The sequence below is a fragment of the Cohnella yongneupensis genome, from assembly GCF_042655785.1.
Lineage (GTDB): Bacteria > Bacillota > Bacilli > Paenibacillales > Paenibacillaceae > Cohnella > Cohnella yongneupensis.
Window position 1 is genome coordinate 91228 of record NZ_JBHSNC010000027.1, and the last position, 17025, is coordinate 108252.

10 protein-coding genes are annotated in these 17025 nt (G+C 52.8%); all 10 read left to right on the forward strand.

The window, feature by feature from the left end:
* The first annotated feature begins 38 nt into the window (after positions 1 to 38).
* Entirely contained in the window at positions 39 to 1811 is a 1773-nt protein-coding gene (locus tag ACFPQ4_RS09430; protein ID WP_378111566.1) for a cache domain-containing sensor histidine kinase, read from the forward strand.
* Positions 1812 to 1813: 2 nt separating this feature from the next.
* Positions 1814 to 3295, forward strand: a complete 1482-nt coding sequence (locus ACFPQ4_RS09435; protein WP_378111567.1) for a response regulator transcription factor — start codon at positions 1814 to 1816, stop codon at positions 3293 to 3295.
* Positions 3296 to 3300: 5 nt separating this feature from the next.
* Positions 3301 to 4629 (forward strand): ABC transporter substrate-binding protein, encoded by a 1329-nt coding sequence (locus tag ACFPQ4_RS09440; RefSeq protein WP_378111568.1) that lies wholly within the window; start codon positions 3301 to 3303, stop codon positions 4627 to 4629.
* 170 nt (positions 4630 to 4799) lie between these two features.
* Positions 4800 to 6176, forward strand: coding sequence for an ABC transporter substrate-binding protein (locus ACFPQ4_RS09445; protein ID WP_378111569.1), 1377 nt, complete (start codon positions 4800 to 4802; stop codon positions 6174 to 6176).
* Positions 6177 to 6245: 69 nt separating this feature from the next.
* A complete protein-coding gene (locus ACFPQ4_RS09450; RefSeq protein ID WP_378111570.1) occupies positions 6246 to 7127 on the forward strand; it encodes a carbohydrate ABC transporter permease in 882 nt (293 codons plus the stop codon).
* Positions 7124 to 7963 (forward strand): carbohydrate ABC transporter permease, encoded by an 840-nt coding sequence (locus tag ACFPQ4_RS09455; protein WP_378111571.1) that lies wholly within the window; start codon positions 7124 to 7126, stop codon positions 7961 to 7963. Before ACFPQ4_RS09450 ends, ACFPQ4_RS09455 begins: the two co-directional genes overlap by 4 nt.
* Positions 7960 to 9498 carry an alpha-L-rhamnosidase-related protein gene (locus ACFPQ4_RS09460; protein WP_378111572.1) on the forward strand — a complete coding sequence of 513 codons (1539 nt, stop codon included), beginning with the start codon at positions 7960 to 7962 and terminating at the stop codon, positions 9496 to 9498. The genes ACFPQ4_RS09455 and ACFPQ4_RS09460 overlap by 4 nt, the downstream gene beginning before the upstream one ends.
* 162 nt (positions 9499 to 9660) lie before the next feature.
* A protein-coding gene (locus ACFPQ4_RS09465) for an IS1182 family transposase (protein ID WP_378111573.1) occupies positions 9661 to 11018 on the forward strand; the annotation gives its coding sequence in 2 pieces (ribosomal slippage) (positions 9661 to 10231 and positions 10231 to 11018; 1359 coding nt in all).
* A 339-nt stretch (positions 11019 to 11357) separates the two neighbouring features.
* Positions 11358 to 15884: a glycoside hydrolase family 3 C-terminal domain-containing protein gene (locus ACFPQ4_RS09470; RefSeq protein ID WP_378111574.1), complete on the forward strand. Its 4527-nt coding sequence runs from the start codon at positions 11358 to 11360 to the stop codon at positions 15882 to 15884.
* A 59-nt stretch (positions 15885 to 15943) separates the two neighbouring features.
* Positions 15944 to 16996, forward strand: coding sequence for an S-layer homology domain-containing protein (locus ACFPQ4_RS09475; RefSeq protein WP_378111575.1), 1053 nt, complete (start codon positions 15944 to 15946; stop codon positions 16994 to 16996).
* The last annotated feature ends 29 nt before the right edge of the window (positions 16997 to 17025 follow it).

The window sequence follows — 17025 nt, forward strand, 5'->3', positions numbered from 1 at the left end:
CCGGTAGACCGGGGATTTTTATTAAAAGGACGATGTTCATGAAGCAATGGCTGGGACATAGGTTATCGATTTTCCGTTTACCGAAAATACGTAGCCGCTTTCTGGCGGCTATGATTATCGTCTCGCTCCCTCCTTTGTTCGTTCTTGGTTATATTTCCTTTAACTACGCGAAGGATACGCTCGTTCAGAATCATATCCAGACGATTCAAGGCCACCTAAAGACGTCGAGCAAGATGGCTGATTTGCTTCTGCGAAATATGATCGATATGAACCGAGTTATATTGTCCAACGAGGAACTAAGGCAGGGGCTTATTCTAAGCGGTGAAGCAGGCGATACCGACACGGCGGTTATCGACGTAAAGGCGGCTAACCTGCTGCAGAAGATCGTCGTAACGAATTTGTTCGATACGCAAAATATCGATTCCATCTGCTTATTCGATCGGCAATTCCGTTCGGTATGCTACGGGAGATCGGAGCAAGCGGGCCAATACGGTACCGACGATACTCGCGGAATGATCGCAAGTACGGATTGGTACGATAGGAGCATGGCGGCCAAAGGAAAAGAGATCTTTTTCGGCTATAACGTTCTTGAGGAATCCACGCAGAGCGATTCCTTCTCCAGCGTAAAGGTGTTACGGGATCCGAACCGTTTAAGCGGCAACATGATCGGCCTCCTCGTAATCAACATTCGCAAGTCGATCTTTCGCGAAGCAGTCAATGAAACCGACGAAAGCGGTTTTCTGGTCGTGGATTCCGAGCGGCAACGGCCGCAGGTCGTATACGACTATCATCCGGAGATGACCTCGGCGATCGGGATCGGAGAGACGCTGGACAATACGTTCGCCAAGATGAAGAACGCCGGTTACGTGTATACCCAGTATCGGAACGAGACAAGCGGTTGGACGTTCGTCCACTTCGTGAAAACGAAGACGCTGCTCAAGCAATCCGACCGGATCGGAACGATCACGATGCTGATCGCGGCCCTTATGGCGGGGATCGCGCTACTCGTGTCTTATTTCGTATCCGGAACGATAACGCGACCGTTGCTGCAATTGAAGAAGTTGATCGTGGATTGGGCGAAAGGCCATCCGACGGGCGAGCCTATCGAGCCGTTCATTGCAGACGAGGTCGGCGTTATCGGCCAAACGTTCCAGCGAATGACGGTGGAAAACCAGCAGTTAAGCGAACGGCTTCTTCATTCGCAGCTAAAGGAAAGAGAAGCGGAGCTTCGGACGTTGCAAGCGCAAATCAAGCCTCATTTTCTATATAACACGTTGGACTCGATCTACTGGATGTCCTTGCTCGAGGACAAGCCGGATATCGCCCAAATGGCTCTCTCTCTCTCGGAGAGTTTCAAGCTTAGCTTGAACAAAGGGAAGGAAACCATTCCGGTGTTCAAGGAACTGAAGCATATCGAGCACTATATGATCATTCAAAATCTGCGGTATGACAACCGTTTCCAATATATCGAAGACGTGGACACGACGATCATGGGACTTGAAATCATGAAGCTGTTGTTGCAGCCGTTAGTCGAAAATGCGATCTATCACGGTCTCGAGCCAAAGGTCGGCAAAGGAACGATTCGTCTCAGCGGGCGCAAGGACGGGGAGTATCTCGTATTCACGGTAACCGACGACGGCGTCGGCATGGCGGATCTCGAACGAACGGAGCAAGGCTACGGCATGAAGAACGTGCGCGATCGATTGACTTTATTTTACGGACCGCGAAGCTCGTTCACCATCTCCAGCAAACCGAACGAGGGAACGACCATTGCGCTCCGGTTTCCCTACGAACAGAGGCAGGGGGAATAATCATGCTTAAAGCGGTCGTGTTCGACGACGAATTCATCGTACTTAAGGGACTTAAGAAGCTTATCGATTGGCAAGAATACGGAATCGAGCTTGCGGGGACCGCAACCGACGGGCTGTCGGCGCTCGACATGTTTAGAGCATTGAAGCCGGACATCGTCATGACCGATATTCGGATGCCGGGCATGAACGGGCTTGAGCTGATCGACGTCATCAGGTCCGAAGCGCCCGAGACGATGTGCATCGTATTCAGCGGGTACAATGAATTCGATTACGTAAAGCGGGCTATTAAGCTGGGTGTCGTCGATTATTTGGAGAAGCCGATCAACATCGACAAGATCAGGGAAGGCATTCAGAAGGCTGTTGCGAGGGTCAAGGAAATGAACGAGGTGTCGGAGCTAAAGCAGAAATGGCATCAAGGCCTTCTGGAGAAGGCGACGTACGAATTGCTGCTGAACGGCGCGATGGCGCGGCCGAAGTGGGAGGAGCAATTCGGCCCGTTGGCCAAGCGCGTGACGGGAGTGACTGTACTCGCCTGCGCGGAAGAAGGGTTCGACCCGCAGCCGAGCGAGAAGCTACGGGTCATCCATGTCCGCAACGGCTCGGAGAAGTTGATCGTCTTGTTCCCACTGGACGGCGCGAAAGCGGAGTGGGAGGATGAGCTCGTCGTTTGGATGGGGCCAACGATCGGGTCCGGCCGAGCGTTCGCTTCGATCGACGATGCGCCCCGAAGCTATAAGGAAGCCTTGAAGGCGCTTCGCTACGGCAAATATTTGGAGGGCAAAGGCTGGATTCGATTCGAGGATTTGGGAGAGGGCAACGGGATCAATCCTATCTTGTCGGATAGAGAAGAAGAACTGCTCTTCGATCTGCGTACCGGGAACAAGGAGAATGTGATGCGCAAGCTGGATGCGCTCTTGGACGACTTCAAGCAGGAGAAGCTGGATCCCGACATCGCGGAGGTCGAGCTGCTCAAGCTACTGTTCCACGGGCTCGAAGTCGCGAAGGAGACGGGAGGCAACTCGGCCGAGCTAGGAGGCGCGGCGCGGATCCGGCTGGAGCTACGGAATGTGGAGACGCAGAGCGAGATGGCTGATTGGATCCGCCAAGAGATGGAGAAGATCATGGACTGGATCGTCGGCGTCCGGCAGAAATCGAAGCATTCGGCAGTCGAGAGGGCGTTGGCGTATATTGAGGAGCACTATGGACGGGACTTGACGCAGCAGGAGGTCGCCGACTACGTCCAAATGAATGCGACGTACTTCAGCCTGCTGTTCAAGGAGCAAATGGGACTCTCGTACATTAAGCATTTGACGAAGGTGCGGATGGAGAAGGCCAAAGCGTTCCTGAACGAAGGGATGCCCATTCAGGAAATTAGCGAGAAGGTCGGCTACTATCATGCCCGGCACTTCTCCGAAGTGTTCAAGAAGCAGACCGGCATGACGCCCGGACAGTATCGGACGAACGCGATCGGGAAAGGACAGTGAAGCGCATGTGGAGAAGAGATCGCTTACGCGCAGGAATCGTAAGCCTCGCATGCATCGCGGTGCTGCTGAGCGCTTGCAGCGACCACTCGATCGAAGATGCGGCGGAGACGGAGTCTCCGGCTAAGACGATCATGTACTTATCTTCCATTAACGACAACGAGGGCAGCTCTAGGATCATAGGCGAGCTCGCGAGCGAATACGAGCAGCTTCACCCCGATGCTTCATACAAATTCGAATACGTTCCGGAAAGCAACCTTTCGCAGCGCGTGCAACTGCTGGCCGCCAGCAACGACTTGCCGGCACTGTTCAGCTATCAATCGGGCCGACCGCTGTTGGATATCATTAAGAGCGACGCGGCGTTGGACGTAGAGAACGTATTCACTCAATTAGGCATGCTCGATCGGTTGAACCCTGCCGCGGTTGAACTGCTGAAAGCCTACGTGGACGGCGCCGGCCTATATGCTTTGCCGCTGGAGATGAACATCGAAGGCTTCTGGTACAACAAAGCGATCTTCGCGAAGCTGGACATACAAGAGCCTAAGACTTGGGACGAAATGCTTGACGCCGCGGAAAAATTAAAGCAGGTCGGCATTCAGCCGTTCTCGGTCGCCGGTAAGGAAAAGTGGCCGATTACTCGGCTGATCAATGCTTACGTGATTCGGAAATTCGGGACCGACGCGATGGAAAAGGTGGACAAAGGACAGCTGAAGCTGACCGATCCCGGCTTTGAGGAAGCGGCCCGAACCGTGCAAGACATGGGGCTAAGAGGCTACTTTGGTCCGCGAGTCAACACGATAGACATGAGCACGTCGGTTAATCAATTCCTCCAGGGCAAAGCCGGGATGTTCTATATGGGCAGTTGGCAGCTGCGCTCGTTCAACGATGCTGTGATTAACAAGATCGGAACCGATCAAATCGGGTTCTTCAGCATTCCGCTCGTGCAGGACGGCGTCGGGACGTTGGATGAATACCCCGTGAACGCGGGCTTGACGACATCCTTCTCGAAAGCAGCCTACACGCCGGAGGTCGGCGAATGGATGAAGTTCGTGTTCGAGCGATACGGAGACCGCGCGATGAGCGAGCTGGGGATGGTAACGGGCTTCAACGTGCAAACTTTGCCGGCGGACTTGCCACCGCTTACGAAGATGGTGTTGGACAAGATCAACCACGTGAAGAAGGGCGCGCTCTGGTTCGAAGCCCGGTTCGGCACGAAGTCGCAGTTCGTCGCTTGGGACAACGCGCAGTTGCTCGTCACCAATGGAGGATACAAGCCCGAGCAGTATATGAGGGAGCTGCAGCAGTTGATCGACCAAGAACGCGCGGAGCAGCAGTAGAGATAGCGCGCAAGGTAAAGAGAACCCGAGAGGGTTCTTTTTCGTTCCCCGAAAAATGCGGATTCGAACCAAAAAATGACGCGCTTATAGGACCTTCGCGGCTCCGTTACAATTACAAATGTAAGCGATCGCATTATTCATTCAATCCAATTCAAGTAGGGGGAAATCAGATGAAAGCTTGGAAAACCAAAGTCGCGGGCGTCGCGATGGCGTCGGTGTTCACGATGGCGTTGGCGGCTTGCGGCAACTCTAACAACGGTAACGAGGCGTCGAACAGCCCTTCGGCAAGCACTCCCGCAAGTCCTTCGGCAAGCGCGTCGGCAAGCCCGAGCGAGAGCGCGGCTGAACCGGTAACGTTGACGATGCTCGTATCCGGCGCGAAAGCGGCGGAAGGCGCGGACTTCGAACTCGACACGCTGCCTAAGCTCGTGAAGGAGAAATTCCCGAATGTAACTTTGGAAGTACAGAAGCTTCCGGACGAGCAATATTATACTTCCGTTAAGGCGAAGCTTGCCGCGGGCGAAGGTCCGGACATCTTCCTCGTCTTCCCTAAGCTGGCGAACATGGGCGCGATCGAAGTCGCGAAAGCCGGATACGCGGCGGATCTGTCCGATCTCGCTTTCTGGGATAACGTAAGCCCGGCCGCTAGAAACGATATGAGCTATGAAGGCAAGCCGTACGCGGTTGCCAAAGGGATGGATATCCTTGGCACTTACTACAACAAATCGTTATTCGATCAAGCTGGAATTACGGAAATTCCAAAAGATTGGCCAAGTTTCTTGGCCGCATCCGAGAAGCTGAAGGCTGCCGGCATCACGCCGATAGTCATGGGCGACAAAGACCCATGGGTCGTCCAATTCGGGATGTACCAGATCGCGGCGAACTCGGTGTACCCTTCCGATCCGGAGTTCGACAACAAACTCTCCTCGGGCGGAACGTCCTTGACCGACGCGAAATGGGTGAAGACGGTTAATCAATACGCGGAGCTGTACAACAAAGGCTACGTGAAGAGCGGCTCCCTCGGCATGGCTAGCGCGCAAGCGGTGCAGCAATTCGTCGACGGCAAAGCGGCAATGATCTTCACGGGAACGTGGGATCTTCCGGGCTTAACGGCAGCGGGCGCCGCGGACTTCGAACGCGGATTCTTCTCCTTGCCGGGCAACGACGCGGGCCAGCCGGTATACGCTTCCGCGGCAACCGCAGCAGGTTATGCGCTTAACGCGAAATCGGAGCATCTCGATGTCGGCAAGCAAATCTTCGATTACTTGTACGACGTACAGTCCCCGTTGTTCCAAGCTTGGGTGGAATCCAATCCGTCCATCAGCGTATTTAACGGCGTGACGCTGAAGAACACAATTTTCCAAGATGTATTGAACGAAATCCAAACGACGGGCCATGCGTTCTACTTCAGCAACCAAATGTGGCCGGCTGGCGTAAGCGATGTAATGCAATCGAAATTCGCCGAAATCATCGGCGGCAAGAAAACGACGGCCGAAGAAGTAACGCAAGCAATGCAAGACAAGTTCAAAGAGCTTAACAAAGGTTAATAGTGACGGGTATCAAGGGGGAGAGGTTTCCCCCTTGATGTAATTTTGTCCAGGAAAGGAATAACCATCATGAACAGCGCCGTCATGAAAAAAACGATGTACTTCTTCGTGCTACCGGCATTAATCTTCTACTGCTTGTTCTGGATCGTTCCGATCATGAAGCTGTTCCAGTACAGCTTGACCGACTATAACGGCTACGTGCAGCAGTTCAAATACGTCGGATTGGATAACTTCAAAACGTTGTTCCACGAAGAGCTGTTAGGGCTGTCGATCAAGAACACGTTGATCTACACGTTCATTACCGTCGTCTTGGGCAACGTGATTGCGCTTGCGCTTGCTTTTCTACTAAACGCGAATATTCGAGGCAAAGGGATCTACCGTTCGGCATTTTACGTTCCGACGTTGTTCAGCGCGATCGTCGTTGGCTTCATCTGGAGCTATATCTACATGCCGGACGATGGGATGATCGCCTCTTTCATGAATAAAATCGGGATCACCGGTCTGGATACGAACTTCCTCGGCAGCTATTCCAAGGCGTTGTACTCCATTATCGCAGTCGATGTCTGGAAAAATATAGGTACGGGCACAATCATCTTTTTGGCAGGGCTGCAGACCGTTCCGCAAGATATGCTCGAAGCGGGCAAGATCGACGGCGCAGGCCGGTGGAAACTCGTTCGGTTCATCAAACTTCCGTTGCTCGCCACATCCGTCACGATCAACGTAACGCTAAGCGTCATTAACGGCCTCAAAGCGTTCGACTATCCGTTCATCATGACGAACGGGGGACCGGGAACATCGACGAATACGCTCATCTTCACGATCTATAAAATGGCGTTCACGGACCAGCAATTCGGCAAAGCTTCCGCGCTCGGTATCATCGCGTTCGCGTTGATCATCGTCATCACGGCCGCATTCGTCTTGACCCTGAATCGAAGGGAGGTTTCGGCATGAACGCTTCCGGAGCTTTCGCGAAAAAAACGTTCACCCATGCGTCGATTATCGTGCTCGTATTGTTAAATTTGCTTCCTCTCGTGATCGTGCTCTCCAGCTCGTTCAGGTCGCCGCGGAACATGACCGATCCTCTCAACTTTTTCAACGAATGGTCGACGACAAGCTTCCATTCCGCGTTCACCCGCATGCATTTCCCGACCGCATTATGGAACAGCGTCGTATTGACGGCGGTCTCCGTATTCTTCGTCGTGCTATTGGCGGCGATGGCAGCTTACCCGATCGCGCGCATTCGCAGTAAAACGTCCAAGTTCCTGTATCTGTTCTTTCTATCGGGACTCGTCGTTCCGGGGCAGATGGTGCTCGTTCCGATTATTCAAATGATCAAGAGCTTAGGTATACCGATGGGACAGTACACGCCGATTCTGATGTTCATCACGTGCAGTCTGCCGTTCTCTACGTTCCTATATACCGGATTTATCCGGAGCAGCGTGCCTGAAGAGATCGAGGAAGCGGCGCACATCGATGGAGCGGGATTGCTTCGCCGCTTCTGGCAAATCGTGTTTCCGCTTATTCTGCCGGTTACGGTGTCGGTGGTCATTACGCAAGGCGTATGGATCTGGAACGATTACTTCTTCAACATGGTGTTCATCACGAAGGCCGCGGATGCGCCGCTGCCGGTCGCGATGCTCGGATTCCTGGGCGATCAGCAAAATCCGGCGCAATGGAACGTTCTGTTCGCGGCGTGTATCCTATGCGCGCTTCCGCTACTGATCATGTTTCTGGCGCTTCAAAAATATTTCATCGGCGGTTTGACGGTAGGCGGGGTTAAGGGATGAATAACGAATATGTCGACATGGCCGAACGGCTGACGCCGGATTTGATTCGGACAAAGGTGTCGCCGGTAGGTACGGTAGAGGTCATCGCGGATGCCGAGGCTTTGCATGGTTGGAAAGTAACGGAGTCCGGTACCGCCGACCAGCTGCGCGCGAGAAGCTTTAGTAAAGGCGATCAGGCGATCATCGATTTCGGCGACCATCAAGTAGGCTATTTGACCTTATCCCTGCAATCGGTGGAGGCGAGAGCGGATTCGCCCGTTCGGCTCAAATTAACGTTCGGCGAGATGCCGTGCGAGATGGCCGAGAACTTCGATGAATATAACGGTTGGCTGGATCGATCTTGGCTGCAGGATGAAATAATCAATTTCGATACGGTTCCGGGAACGTATACGCTTCCGAGAAGATATACATTCCGTTATTTGAAGATCGAAGTCGTCTCTCCCGCGCGCAAGTTCAAAGTCGCTTTCCCGGACATGTTCGTGACGACCGTGACTTCCGGCGACGTGGCTTGCGTTCCTGAATTGCCGGACGGGCTGCCGGCGGATCTGCGCGAGATGGACCGAATTGCGGTGAAGACTTTGCAAGACTGCATGCAGACCGTCTTCGAAGACGGACCGAAGCGGGATCGCAGGCTGTGGATCGGCGACTTAAGGCTTCAGGCGTTGGCGAATTACGAGACGTTCAATCAGTTCGATCTTGTCAAAAGATGCTTGTATTTGTTCGCCGGGCTGCGTCTCGAAGGCGGACAAGTCGGGGCATGCGTATATGAGCGTCCCGAACCGGCAGGCGACGATATTTATCTGTACGACTACTCCTTGTTCTTCATCTCCACGCTGCACGACTACTATTTGGCATCGCAGGATCGGGAGACGCTCGTACGGCTTTGGCCGATCGCGCTTGAACAAATTCATCTGTCGCTAGAGAGGCTCGATGAGCGGGGGATCGTAACGGACGACCCGTCTTGGTACTGCTTCACGGATTGGCATGAAGACTTGAACAAGCAGACGCCGGCCCATGCCGTATTGATCTATGGCATGAAGAATGGATTGGCGCTCGCGGAGGAGTTGAAGTTGGACGCGGAGGCTGCGTTCATCCGCGAGCAAATCACCCGCGTGACGGACGCGGCTATGGCTTATCTGTGGGATCCGGCGCAGGGCTTCTTCGTCAGCGGGTCGGAGCGGCAGATTTCCTGGGCATCCCAAGTGTGGATGGTGCTGGCAGGGGTGTTCCGTCGGGATGAGAACGCGGCGCTATTGGATCGGCTATTTGCCGCCGACCCCGCGGTTCGGCCGATGACGCCTTATATGTACCATCACTTGGTCGAAGCGCTGATCGTGGCAGGACGCAAAGAAAAGGCGCTTGAGCAGATACGGGCCTATTGGGGAGAAATGGTGCGCGACGGCGCCGATACGTTCTGGGAAGTGTATCAGCCCGCGGACAAGAAGAATTCGCCGTACGGTAGCAATCTGATTAACAGCTACTGCCATGCGTGGAGCTGTACGCCGACTTATTTCATTCGGAAGTATTTCGCGTGATCGGAGCAGAGCGTTCGTTACAAATAGCAGGAGAACCGGACTTCCGGTTCTTCAGGCTGTCGAGAAAGTCTCGACAGCCCTTCTTATGTCTAAATAGTTTAATACGGCACCGCGTTAATATGGTATAATATAACTATATTATATCGAACGGATGGTGTCCTTATGCTACGTTCAAATCGAGATAAACAACAGAACTACGAGCTGGTTTCTATTGAGGATCTTGTGCCCGCAGACCATATGCTTCGCAAGATTGATAAATATATCGACTTCTCGTTTATTGATGAGAAGGTAAGACCACTTTACTGTGAAGACAATGGGCGACCGGCTATTGATCCTGTCGTCCTCTTCAAAATGATTTTCCTCGGCTATTTCTATGCCATTCGTTCTGAGCGCCAACTAGAGCGCGAGGTCCAAACCAATTTAGCTTATCGTTGGTTTCTCGGCCTTGGATTAAGCGACCGTGTTCCTGACCACACAACGATAAGTTGGAACAGACGCACACGATTTAAGGATACAAATGTTTTTCAAGATGTATTCGACGAGATCGTCTTACAGGCTATCTCGCACCGCATGGTGGGTGGACGCGTTCTAATCTCCGATTCAACTCACGTTAAAGCCAGTGCCAATAAGCATAAATACACCAAAGAACAAGTCCAGCAAAACACGAAATCATATTTGGACGATCTCAATGCTGCAGTTGAGGCCGACAGGAAAGCGCACGGAAAAAAGCCCTAAAACCGCGAGAGGAGGTGAACGAGGACAAGGAAGTGAAGGTCAGCACAACCGATCCCGATAGTGGGTACATGATCCGTGAGGGGAAGCCGGAAGGCTTTTTCTATTTGGATCATCGCACGGTTGATGTGAAATACAACCTCATTACCGATGTCTTTGTCACCGCAGGCAATGTTCACGATTCTAGGCCCTACCTCGAACGTTTGGACCGCCAACGCGAACGATTTGATTTTAAGGTTGAAGCTGTCGCACTGGATTCAGGGTATCTAACCGCACCGATCTGCAGAGGACTCGATACAAGGAAGATCTTTGGCGTTATTGCCTATCGCCGATTCCATCCTACGAAAGGTCTGATCCACAAACACGAATTCAAATACGATTCAGAGCGAAATGTATATATCTGTCCCCAGCAGCAAGAATTACGCTACAGTACGACGGACAGGGATGGCTACCGGCACTACGTATCTGATCCCAAACAATGTGCAACATGTCCGATGCTCGAGAGGTGTACGCGTTCTCGTAACAAGCGCAAAGTAGTTACCAGACATGTTTGGGAAGAGTGTAAAGAACGCGTAAGGCTGAACCGACTCAGTAAGTCGGGCAAGAAGCTTTACCGTAAACGAAAAGAAACCATTGAGCGAAGCTTCGCGGACGCTAAAGAGCTCCACGGGTTTCGCTATTGCCGGTTGCGTGGATTACGAAATGCAACCGAGCAAGCGCTCATGACTGCGACAGTGCAGAACATGAAGAAGATTGCCCTCCAGTTAGAAAGGAGGGAATTGGGGTAATTTCCTACTCCAATTCCTTCAATCCCTTACCCAAAATAAAGAGAAACCCCTACGTCTTAAAAAAACGAGGGGTTTCTCGACGATCTGGAGAACCGGACTTCCGGTTCTTCTTTTTTTTTGCACCGCGAATCAAAAAAATGAGGATCGTATCCAAATTATGAAGCACTTAATCGACCGAAAGTAATCGCTTACACTTAAGATACACAACGTATCGTTAACTTCCGAATTTACCGCGTGATTAGGGGGTGCTTGTTACAAAAAGGAGCTTCATCATAGGGAAAAGCATCGGGAGTCAGTCACATTCTTCAATCAAAATGTGATTAATGGGACGGTGTACGAATGACGATGGTTAAGGGGCTTTGGAACAGGAAATTATCGACTGTTCTACTGGCAAGTACGATCGTGGCAAGCGGAGCGTTACAAGCTTTTCCGACGACGGCTTCGGCCGAAGAGAGCATTGTGTTCAAAACACAAATAGGCGGCATTTTCGATGGCATGCCCTTGTTCGACGGAGTTCCCGCGCACTTAGACGCGTTCGTCGATACTTATTTCAATTATGTCGGGCTTGAAGGCGCTGCGCTATATGCAACGGGGATCCGCGACAACTATACGTTCGTGATGGACGATAAGCCTGCAATCAAAGGGAAAACGGTGCCGGGAGGCATAGCCGCTGCGGACAACGTATACGGCGTCTCGACCGACTTTCCCGCGCTTGTCGGACTCGGGCAAACTTGGAATAAGGAGCTTCTGACGGAAGTCGGGCAAGTGATGGGTAGCGAGAAGATCAGCCAGCTCAACGTTAAGCAAGGCACGGCTAATATTCACAATGGCGCGAATCAGTCGAAGCCTATCGCTTTCACGGCCTTGTCGGATCTTCGCATTAATCCGCTCAACGGACGGTTCCCCGAAGGATACGGCGAAGACCCTTATCTTTCGGCGACGATGATCGATAATATGGCCGCAGGGCTGTCCGGTACGAATCAAGACGCTAGCGACGACGGATTTTGGATTCGCGCGATCGTAGGGACGAAGCATTTCTCGTTATACAACGCGGAATGGTTCCGGCAATCATCGAGCACCGCGGCAAGCGCCAGAGCGATCTACGAATACCAGATTCCATCCGCGTTCAAAGGATTGGAATCCGGATCGGTATCGGGCATAATGACCTCCTTCGGTCGTACGAACGGCATTCCGAACATTATTTCTCCGTACATGATCCTGGGCAATAACCTTGCCAAGTACGGGATGTATTCTTCGCCGGACTTTAACGGAGAGAATCACTTGTTCAATACGAGCTTCAGCAACGGCTACGATACGCAGTACACATTGGACCGTAAACATGCGCTCGCGCTGATGGTTCTTGCCCATTCGGAATCCGTACGTGCATCCGGAACGGATAAGACGGACGTCGTGACTCTGGCCAATGCCGTCAAAGAAGGCCTGTACGGCATTACGCTGCAAGACGTTCAAGAAGCCGGCCGTCCGCTTATCAATCAACTCGTTCGTACGGGAATTTTCAACGAAGTCGAAGAGAACGGCGTACCTAAATTTTATCCGTTTGCAAGCCAGGCCAAGGACATCTCCGCGAATCTGACTAGCTTCAACACGCCGGCGCATCAAGAAGTCGCGCAGCAGGCTGCCAGAGAAACGGTCGTATTGCTGAAAAACACCGACGCCGCGCTCCCGTTAGCTAAAAATAAAAAAGCGGCGGTAATCGGAGCGTATGCGGATATGCGGATGAAAGCCCAATACTCCGCAGCTACGCCTAGCCTCCCGACAGCAGGCAAAACGGCGCTATACTCGATCCTCAATACGGTCGGTCCCGCCAATGTGCAATTTAACACCGGAGGCGAAGTGATCGCGCTTAAGTCCAAGACGAACGGCCAATATTTGACGGCTAGCGCAGCTGCGGCCGGCGCCCAATTGAAGGCCGACTATACGCCTGTGAACGACGCGTTCACCAATGCGCAATTGTTCGAAGTATTTGATTGGGGGCAAAATGCCACAAGCCTATTATCCAAGGCGAACGGGCGTTGGGTTACCGCTCCGACGGCCAATAGCGCAGCGGTCGGTAATACGGCCGCGGCAACCTTGTTACTGACCAATCCGAATTGGTCCACGCTTTCCTCCTTAGGCAATAACAGTACGGTCCCGGCAAAGCTACGGTTTGAGAACAACGCGGACAACTCGACGTCCGTGATCGCAGGAGGATTGGGCTTCCAAACCGGCGCGTTCAGCGGTCGATTCCTTACGACGGGAGCGGATGGCAACGTTGCGACCGCGGCCGCGACGATCGGGAACATCGCTGGTTTCAATACTCGCCCGGATGCCGTTAAATTCGAGACAACGACGGTTAAGGAAGCCGGCGCCGATGCAACGGCGCTATCCGAAACGCAGGACTATGCCCTTGTCTTCGTAGGCGCGCATCCAAGCAACAGCGCGGCGGAAGGCAATGATCGCCCGGATCTGTACTTGGGCGCGAACGATTACAAGCTGGTTAAGAACGTCGCCGCCGCCTTCGCCGCCAAGAACAAGAAGACGATCGTCGTGCTGCTGGCAAGCTCGCCGGTTATCATGAGCGAGATCCAGAACGATCCGAACGTCTCCGCGATCGTTACGCAGCCGTATTCGGGAGAGTTCGATGCCCAAGGTCTCGTCGATGTTTTGTACGGGGATTATGCGCCAACGGGAAGGCTTACCGCCACATGGTACGCGGATATGTCGGTGCTGCCCGCGATCGATAACTATTCGATTCCCGAGGGCAGTACGACAATAACGTCGCTCAGCCAACTGGATCCGCGCTATACGGTCGATATGTCCAACGCGGATCCTGCCGAGTCTAAGCTTACCTACATGTACACGCAAGCGCCGGTCACGTATCCGTTCGGATACGGACTCGGATATTCCGAATTCACGTACAAAGATTTTGCATCTCCGTCTTCGGTCAACAGCGGATCGACATTCGATGTATCCGTTGAGATCACCAACGAGGGTAGCGTCACCACTTCGGAAATCGTACAATTGTACGCTAAGAAGAACGGTTCCGCGTATGGCGACGTAACCCCTCAGAAGAAGCTAGTCGCTTATGAGAAAGTGTCCCTCACCGCGGGCGAGCATAAAGTGGTCAACCTGACCGTCGATCCCAAAGACTTCGCGATATGGGACGTGAATAAGGGCGATTATATCGTGGAAGACGGCTCTTATACGTTGATGGTCGGCCATTCGTCGGCTGATATCCGTGCTACGAAGGACATCTCTATCGCGGGTAGCCAGCTTGCCGCATTGTCCGCAAGCAGCGGGTTCAGCGTATTCGATCATGCATTCGCATCGAACGCCGTCATGTATTCGGAGGCTTCGAAAGCTAGGACGGTAGAAAGCTTGCGTGCCGGTCAAATCGCGGGTAAGTACTATACCGTCAATTCCAAACAGAACGGCTCTTGGGTTGCCCTACCGAAGGCGGATTTCAGCGGAGCGAAGAAGCTGAACGTCAGAGTCGCGAGCAGTGCAGGCGGCGGCACCATTACGTTAAGGGCCGATTCGCCGACGAACGATCCGTTCGCGACAATCGCCGTACCGGTTACGAGCGTTGCCACGTACACGATGCCGACCGCGGCCGATCAGACGGTAAAAGAGCTAGGTTTTATTGACGTAGAAGCAACGATCGACAGCGCACCGGTCGGACAACATACGATATACGTCGTATTCGATTCCCCGGGAATTCGAATCGACACTATGCAGGTCACGGAAAGCGCGCTCGCGATCAGCTCGCCGATCGATCATGCGGTGCTGCCTGCCGGAGAGATCGGAAGCACCTATATCCAGCCTCTTAGCTTTAGCGCGATCGGAGGAACCGGTCCATATTCGTGGAACGTGACCGGGCTTCCGGACGGCTTGATTTTCAATTCCGCTTCGGGAAGCATTACGGGAACGCCGGCGGAAGCAGCGGATGTCTCGAGCCCTTATACGGTATCCATAACGGTTACTGACGCTAATGGCGCTACCGCTTCGGTGACGAACGAATTATCGATCCATGCGACGGGGGCGCTGGTCGTATCGCTCATTGGGGGCAACGAAGTTAATGCTAATGCCGCGTTCAGTATAAATATCCTATTGAACAACGTGACGGTACCGTTGTTGGCTCAAGATGTTCAAGTCAGCTATGATTCCGACGCCATTGAATTTACAAGCGCAGAATCTTTGACGGAAGGAATGGCCGTAGTCGGAACGGATACGGATGAACCTGGCAAGGTGCGAATTTTGTTGGCGAGCCAAGGTCCGGATCATGCCGTTACGGCTGACGGCATAATCATTATGCTCAACTTGAAAGCCAAGGCGCTTACGGAAAGCAAGACTGCCGCGTTCAACCTCTTAACCGCGACGTTCTCGGATGCGAATGCGGAATTCATAGCCGCAATCGGCGCCCCGTTGAACGTGCAGATCGTATTCGTCGACAAACAAGCGCTTCTCAACCTCATTGCAGAAGCTCAAGCCTTCCATGACGGGGCTACGGAGGGATCTGCCATCGGTCAATATCCGGCCGGCTCCAAGACCGCGTTGCAAGCAGCGATTAACGCGGCGGTCTCGGTCGCAAGCGGAACACCGACTCAGCAGCAGGTTCAAGATGCCGCAAGTACGCTGAGCCAAGCGCTTCAAGCCTTCAAACAGTTGGTCGTGACGCAAGTCTCGGGCGATGTGAACGGCGATGGCAGAATAAGCGTTCTTGATTTGGCTCAAGTGTCCGTCAACTACGGTAAAACATCGCAAGCTGCCGGATGGGATGCGATTAAACGCATGGATCTTAATAATGACGGCGTTATCGATATTCAAGACCTCGTCATTATCGCACAGAAGATTTTGCAAGCTTAAGCGAATAGGGAGGAGGAAGGGGTTGCCCTTCCTCCGCCTTTTTATCGAGGAGGAACCTTATGCTGCGAAAGTGGTTTGTTTCCTATATGGCGTTATGTCTGATCTTCGCATGCGTAGCTATTTCTCCAGCCTTCGCGGTTGCTGATGCGTCTTACGATTTGAGCATCGATAAGACTACCGTATACGTGAATGAAACCTTTAACGTGACGGTTAGAGGTCGTAACATGCATGATGTGTACGGATACGAAGTCGTTGTTTCATACGATTCGTCTAAGCTTTCGTTCGAGTCGGCTAACAATGCGTTACCTAAGAGTAAGGTTACCGAGCAGGACGGCTTTTCAATCTCTCCGCTTCATTCGGGCAACAAGATCACGTTCGCTTTCACCAAAATCGGGACCGTTCCCGGAGTCAGCGGCGCTGAGCCGGTATCGGTATTCACTTTCAAGTCCATAGGGAAAGGCGATGCCTCGATTAAGATAGAATCCATCAAGACGGTAGGTTCCGATCTTAAGTCGGAGAAGAAATGGCTTGAAGACACGGTTATGTTCCCGGTTTACGTGCGCGTTTCGTTCCGCGATCTGGAACATGTCTCATGGGCACGGGAAGGTATAGAAGCATTGGCTGCAAGAGGGATAATCGTCGGTAATGGCCACGGGTTGTTCGAACCGATGAGACAAGTGACGCGCGCGGAGTTCATTAAGATGCTTATGAATTCGATTGAGATGAATGACGATAAGGGGAAGAGCACATTTACCGATGTAAAGTCTGGGGCTTGGTACGAGAATGCAATAGCCGCTGCCCAAAAACTCGGAATCGTAGAAGGCAGGCCAGACGGAAGCTTCGGTGTCGAGGATCCGATTACGAGGCAGGACATGGCGGTTATAGTCTATAAGTTATCCATGCTGCTTAACAAGGACCTAGGAGCGACATCGGGGGCAAAGCCGTTTAGCGATCAGGCGAACGTCTCGGACTACGCGACGGAAGCGGTCGAAGCCATGCGGTTAAGCGGATTAATGAACGGTACTGGCAATGGGAAGTTCGAGCCCAAGGCACATACGACCCGGGCGGAAGCGGCAGTCTTTATTTATAGGTTGCTTGGAAGATTACATTAATTATCAAATCGAGTAACGCAAAGGGTAGC

Excerpts from the sequence above, each read along its gene's own strand:
- ACFPQ4_RS09440 (WP_378111568.1), top strand. The coding sequence starts at position 3,301 with ATGTGGAGAAGAGATCGCTTACGCGCAGGAATCGTAAGCCTCGCATGC.
- ACFPQ4_RS09435 (WP_378111567.1), top strand. The coding sequence starts at position 1,814 with ATGCTTAAAGCGGTCGTGTTCGACGACGAATTCATCGTACTTAAGGGA.
- ACFPQ4_RS09455 (WP_378111571.1), top strand. The coding sequence starts at position 7,124 with ATGAACGCTTCCGGAGCTTTCGCGAAAAAAACGTTCACCCATGCGTCG.
- ACFPQ4_RS09470 (WP_378111574.1), top strand. The coding sequence starts at position 11,358 with ATGACGATGGTTAAGGGGCTTTGGAACAGGAAATTATCGACTGTTCTA.
- ACFPQ4_RS09475 (WP_378111575.1), top strand. The coding sequence starts at position 15,944 with ATGCTGCGAAAGTGGTTTGTTTCCTATATGGCGTTATGTCTGATCTTC.
- ACFPQ4_RS09450 (WP_378111570.1), top strand. The coding sequence starts at position 6,246 with ATGAACAGCGCCGTCATGAAAAAAACGATGTACTTCTTCGTGCTACCG.
- ACFPQ4_RS09430 (WP_378111566.1), top strand. The coding sequence starts at position 39 with ATGAAGCAATGGCTGGGACATAGGTTATCGATTTTCCGTTTACCGAAA.
- ACFPQ4_RS09445 (WP_378111569.1), top strand. The coding sequence starts at position 4,800 with ATGAAAGCTTGGAAAACCAAAGTCGCGGGCGTCGCGATGGCGTCGGTG.
- ACFPQ4_RS09460 (WP_378111572.1), top strand. The coding sequence starts at position 7,960 with ATGAATAACGAATATGTCGACATGGCCGAACGGCTGACGCCGGATTTG.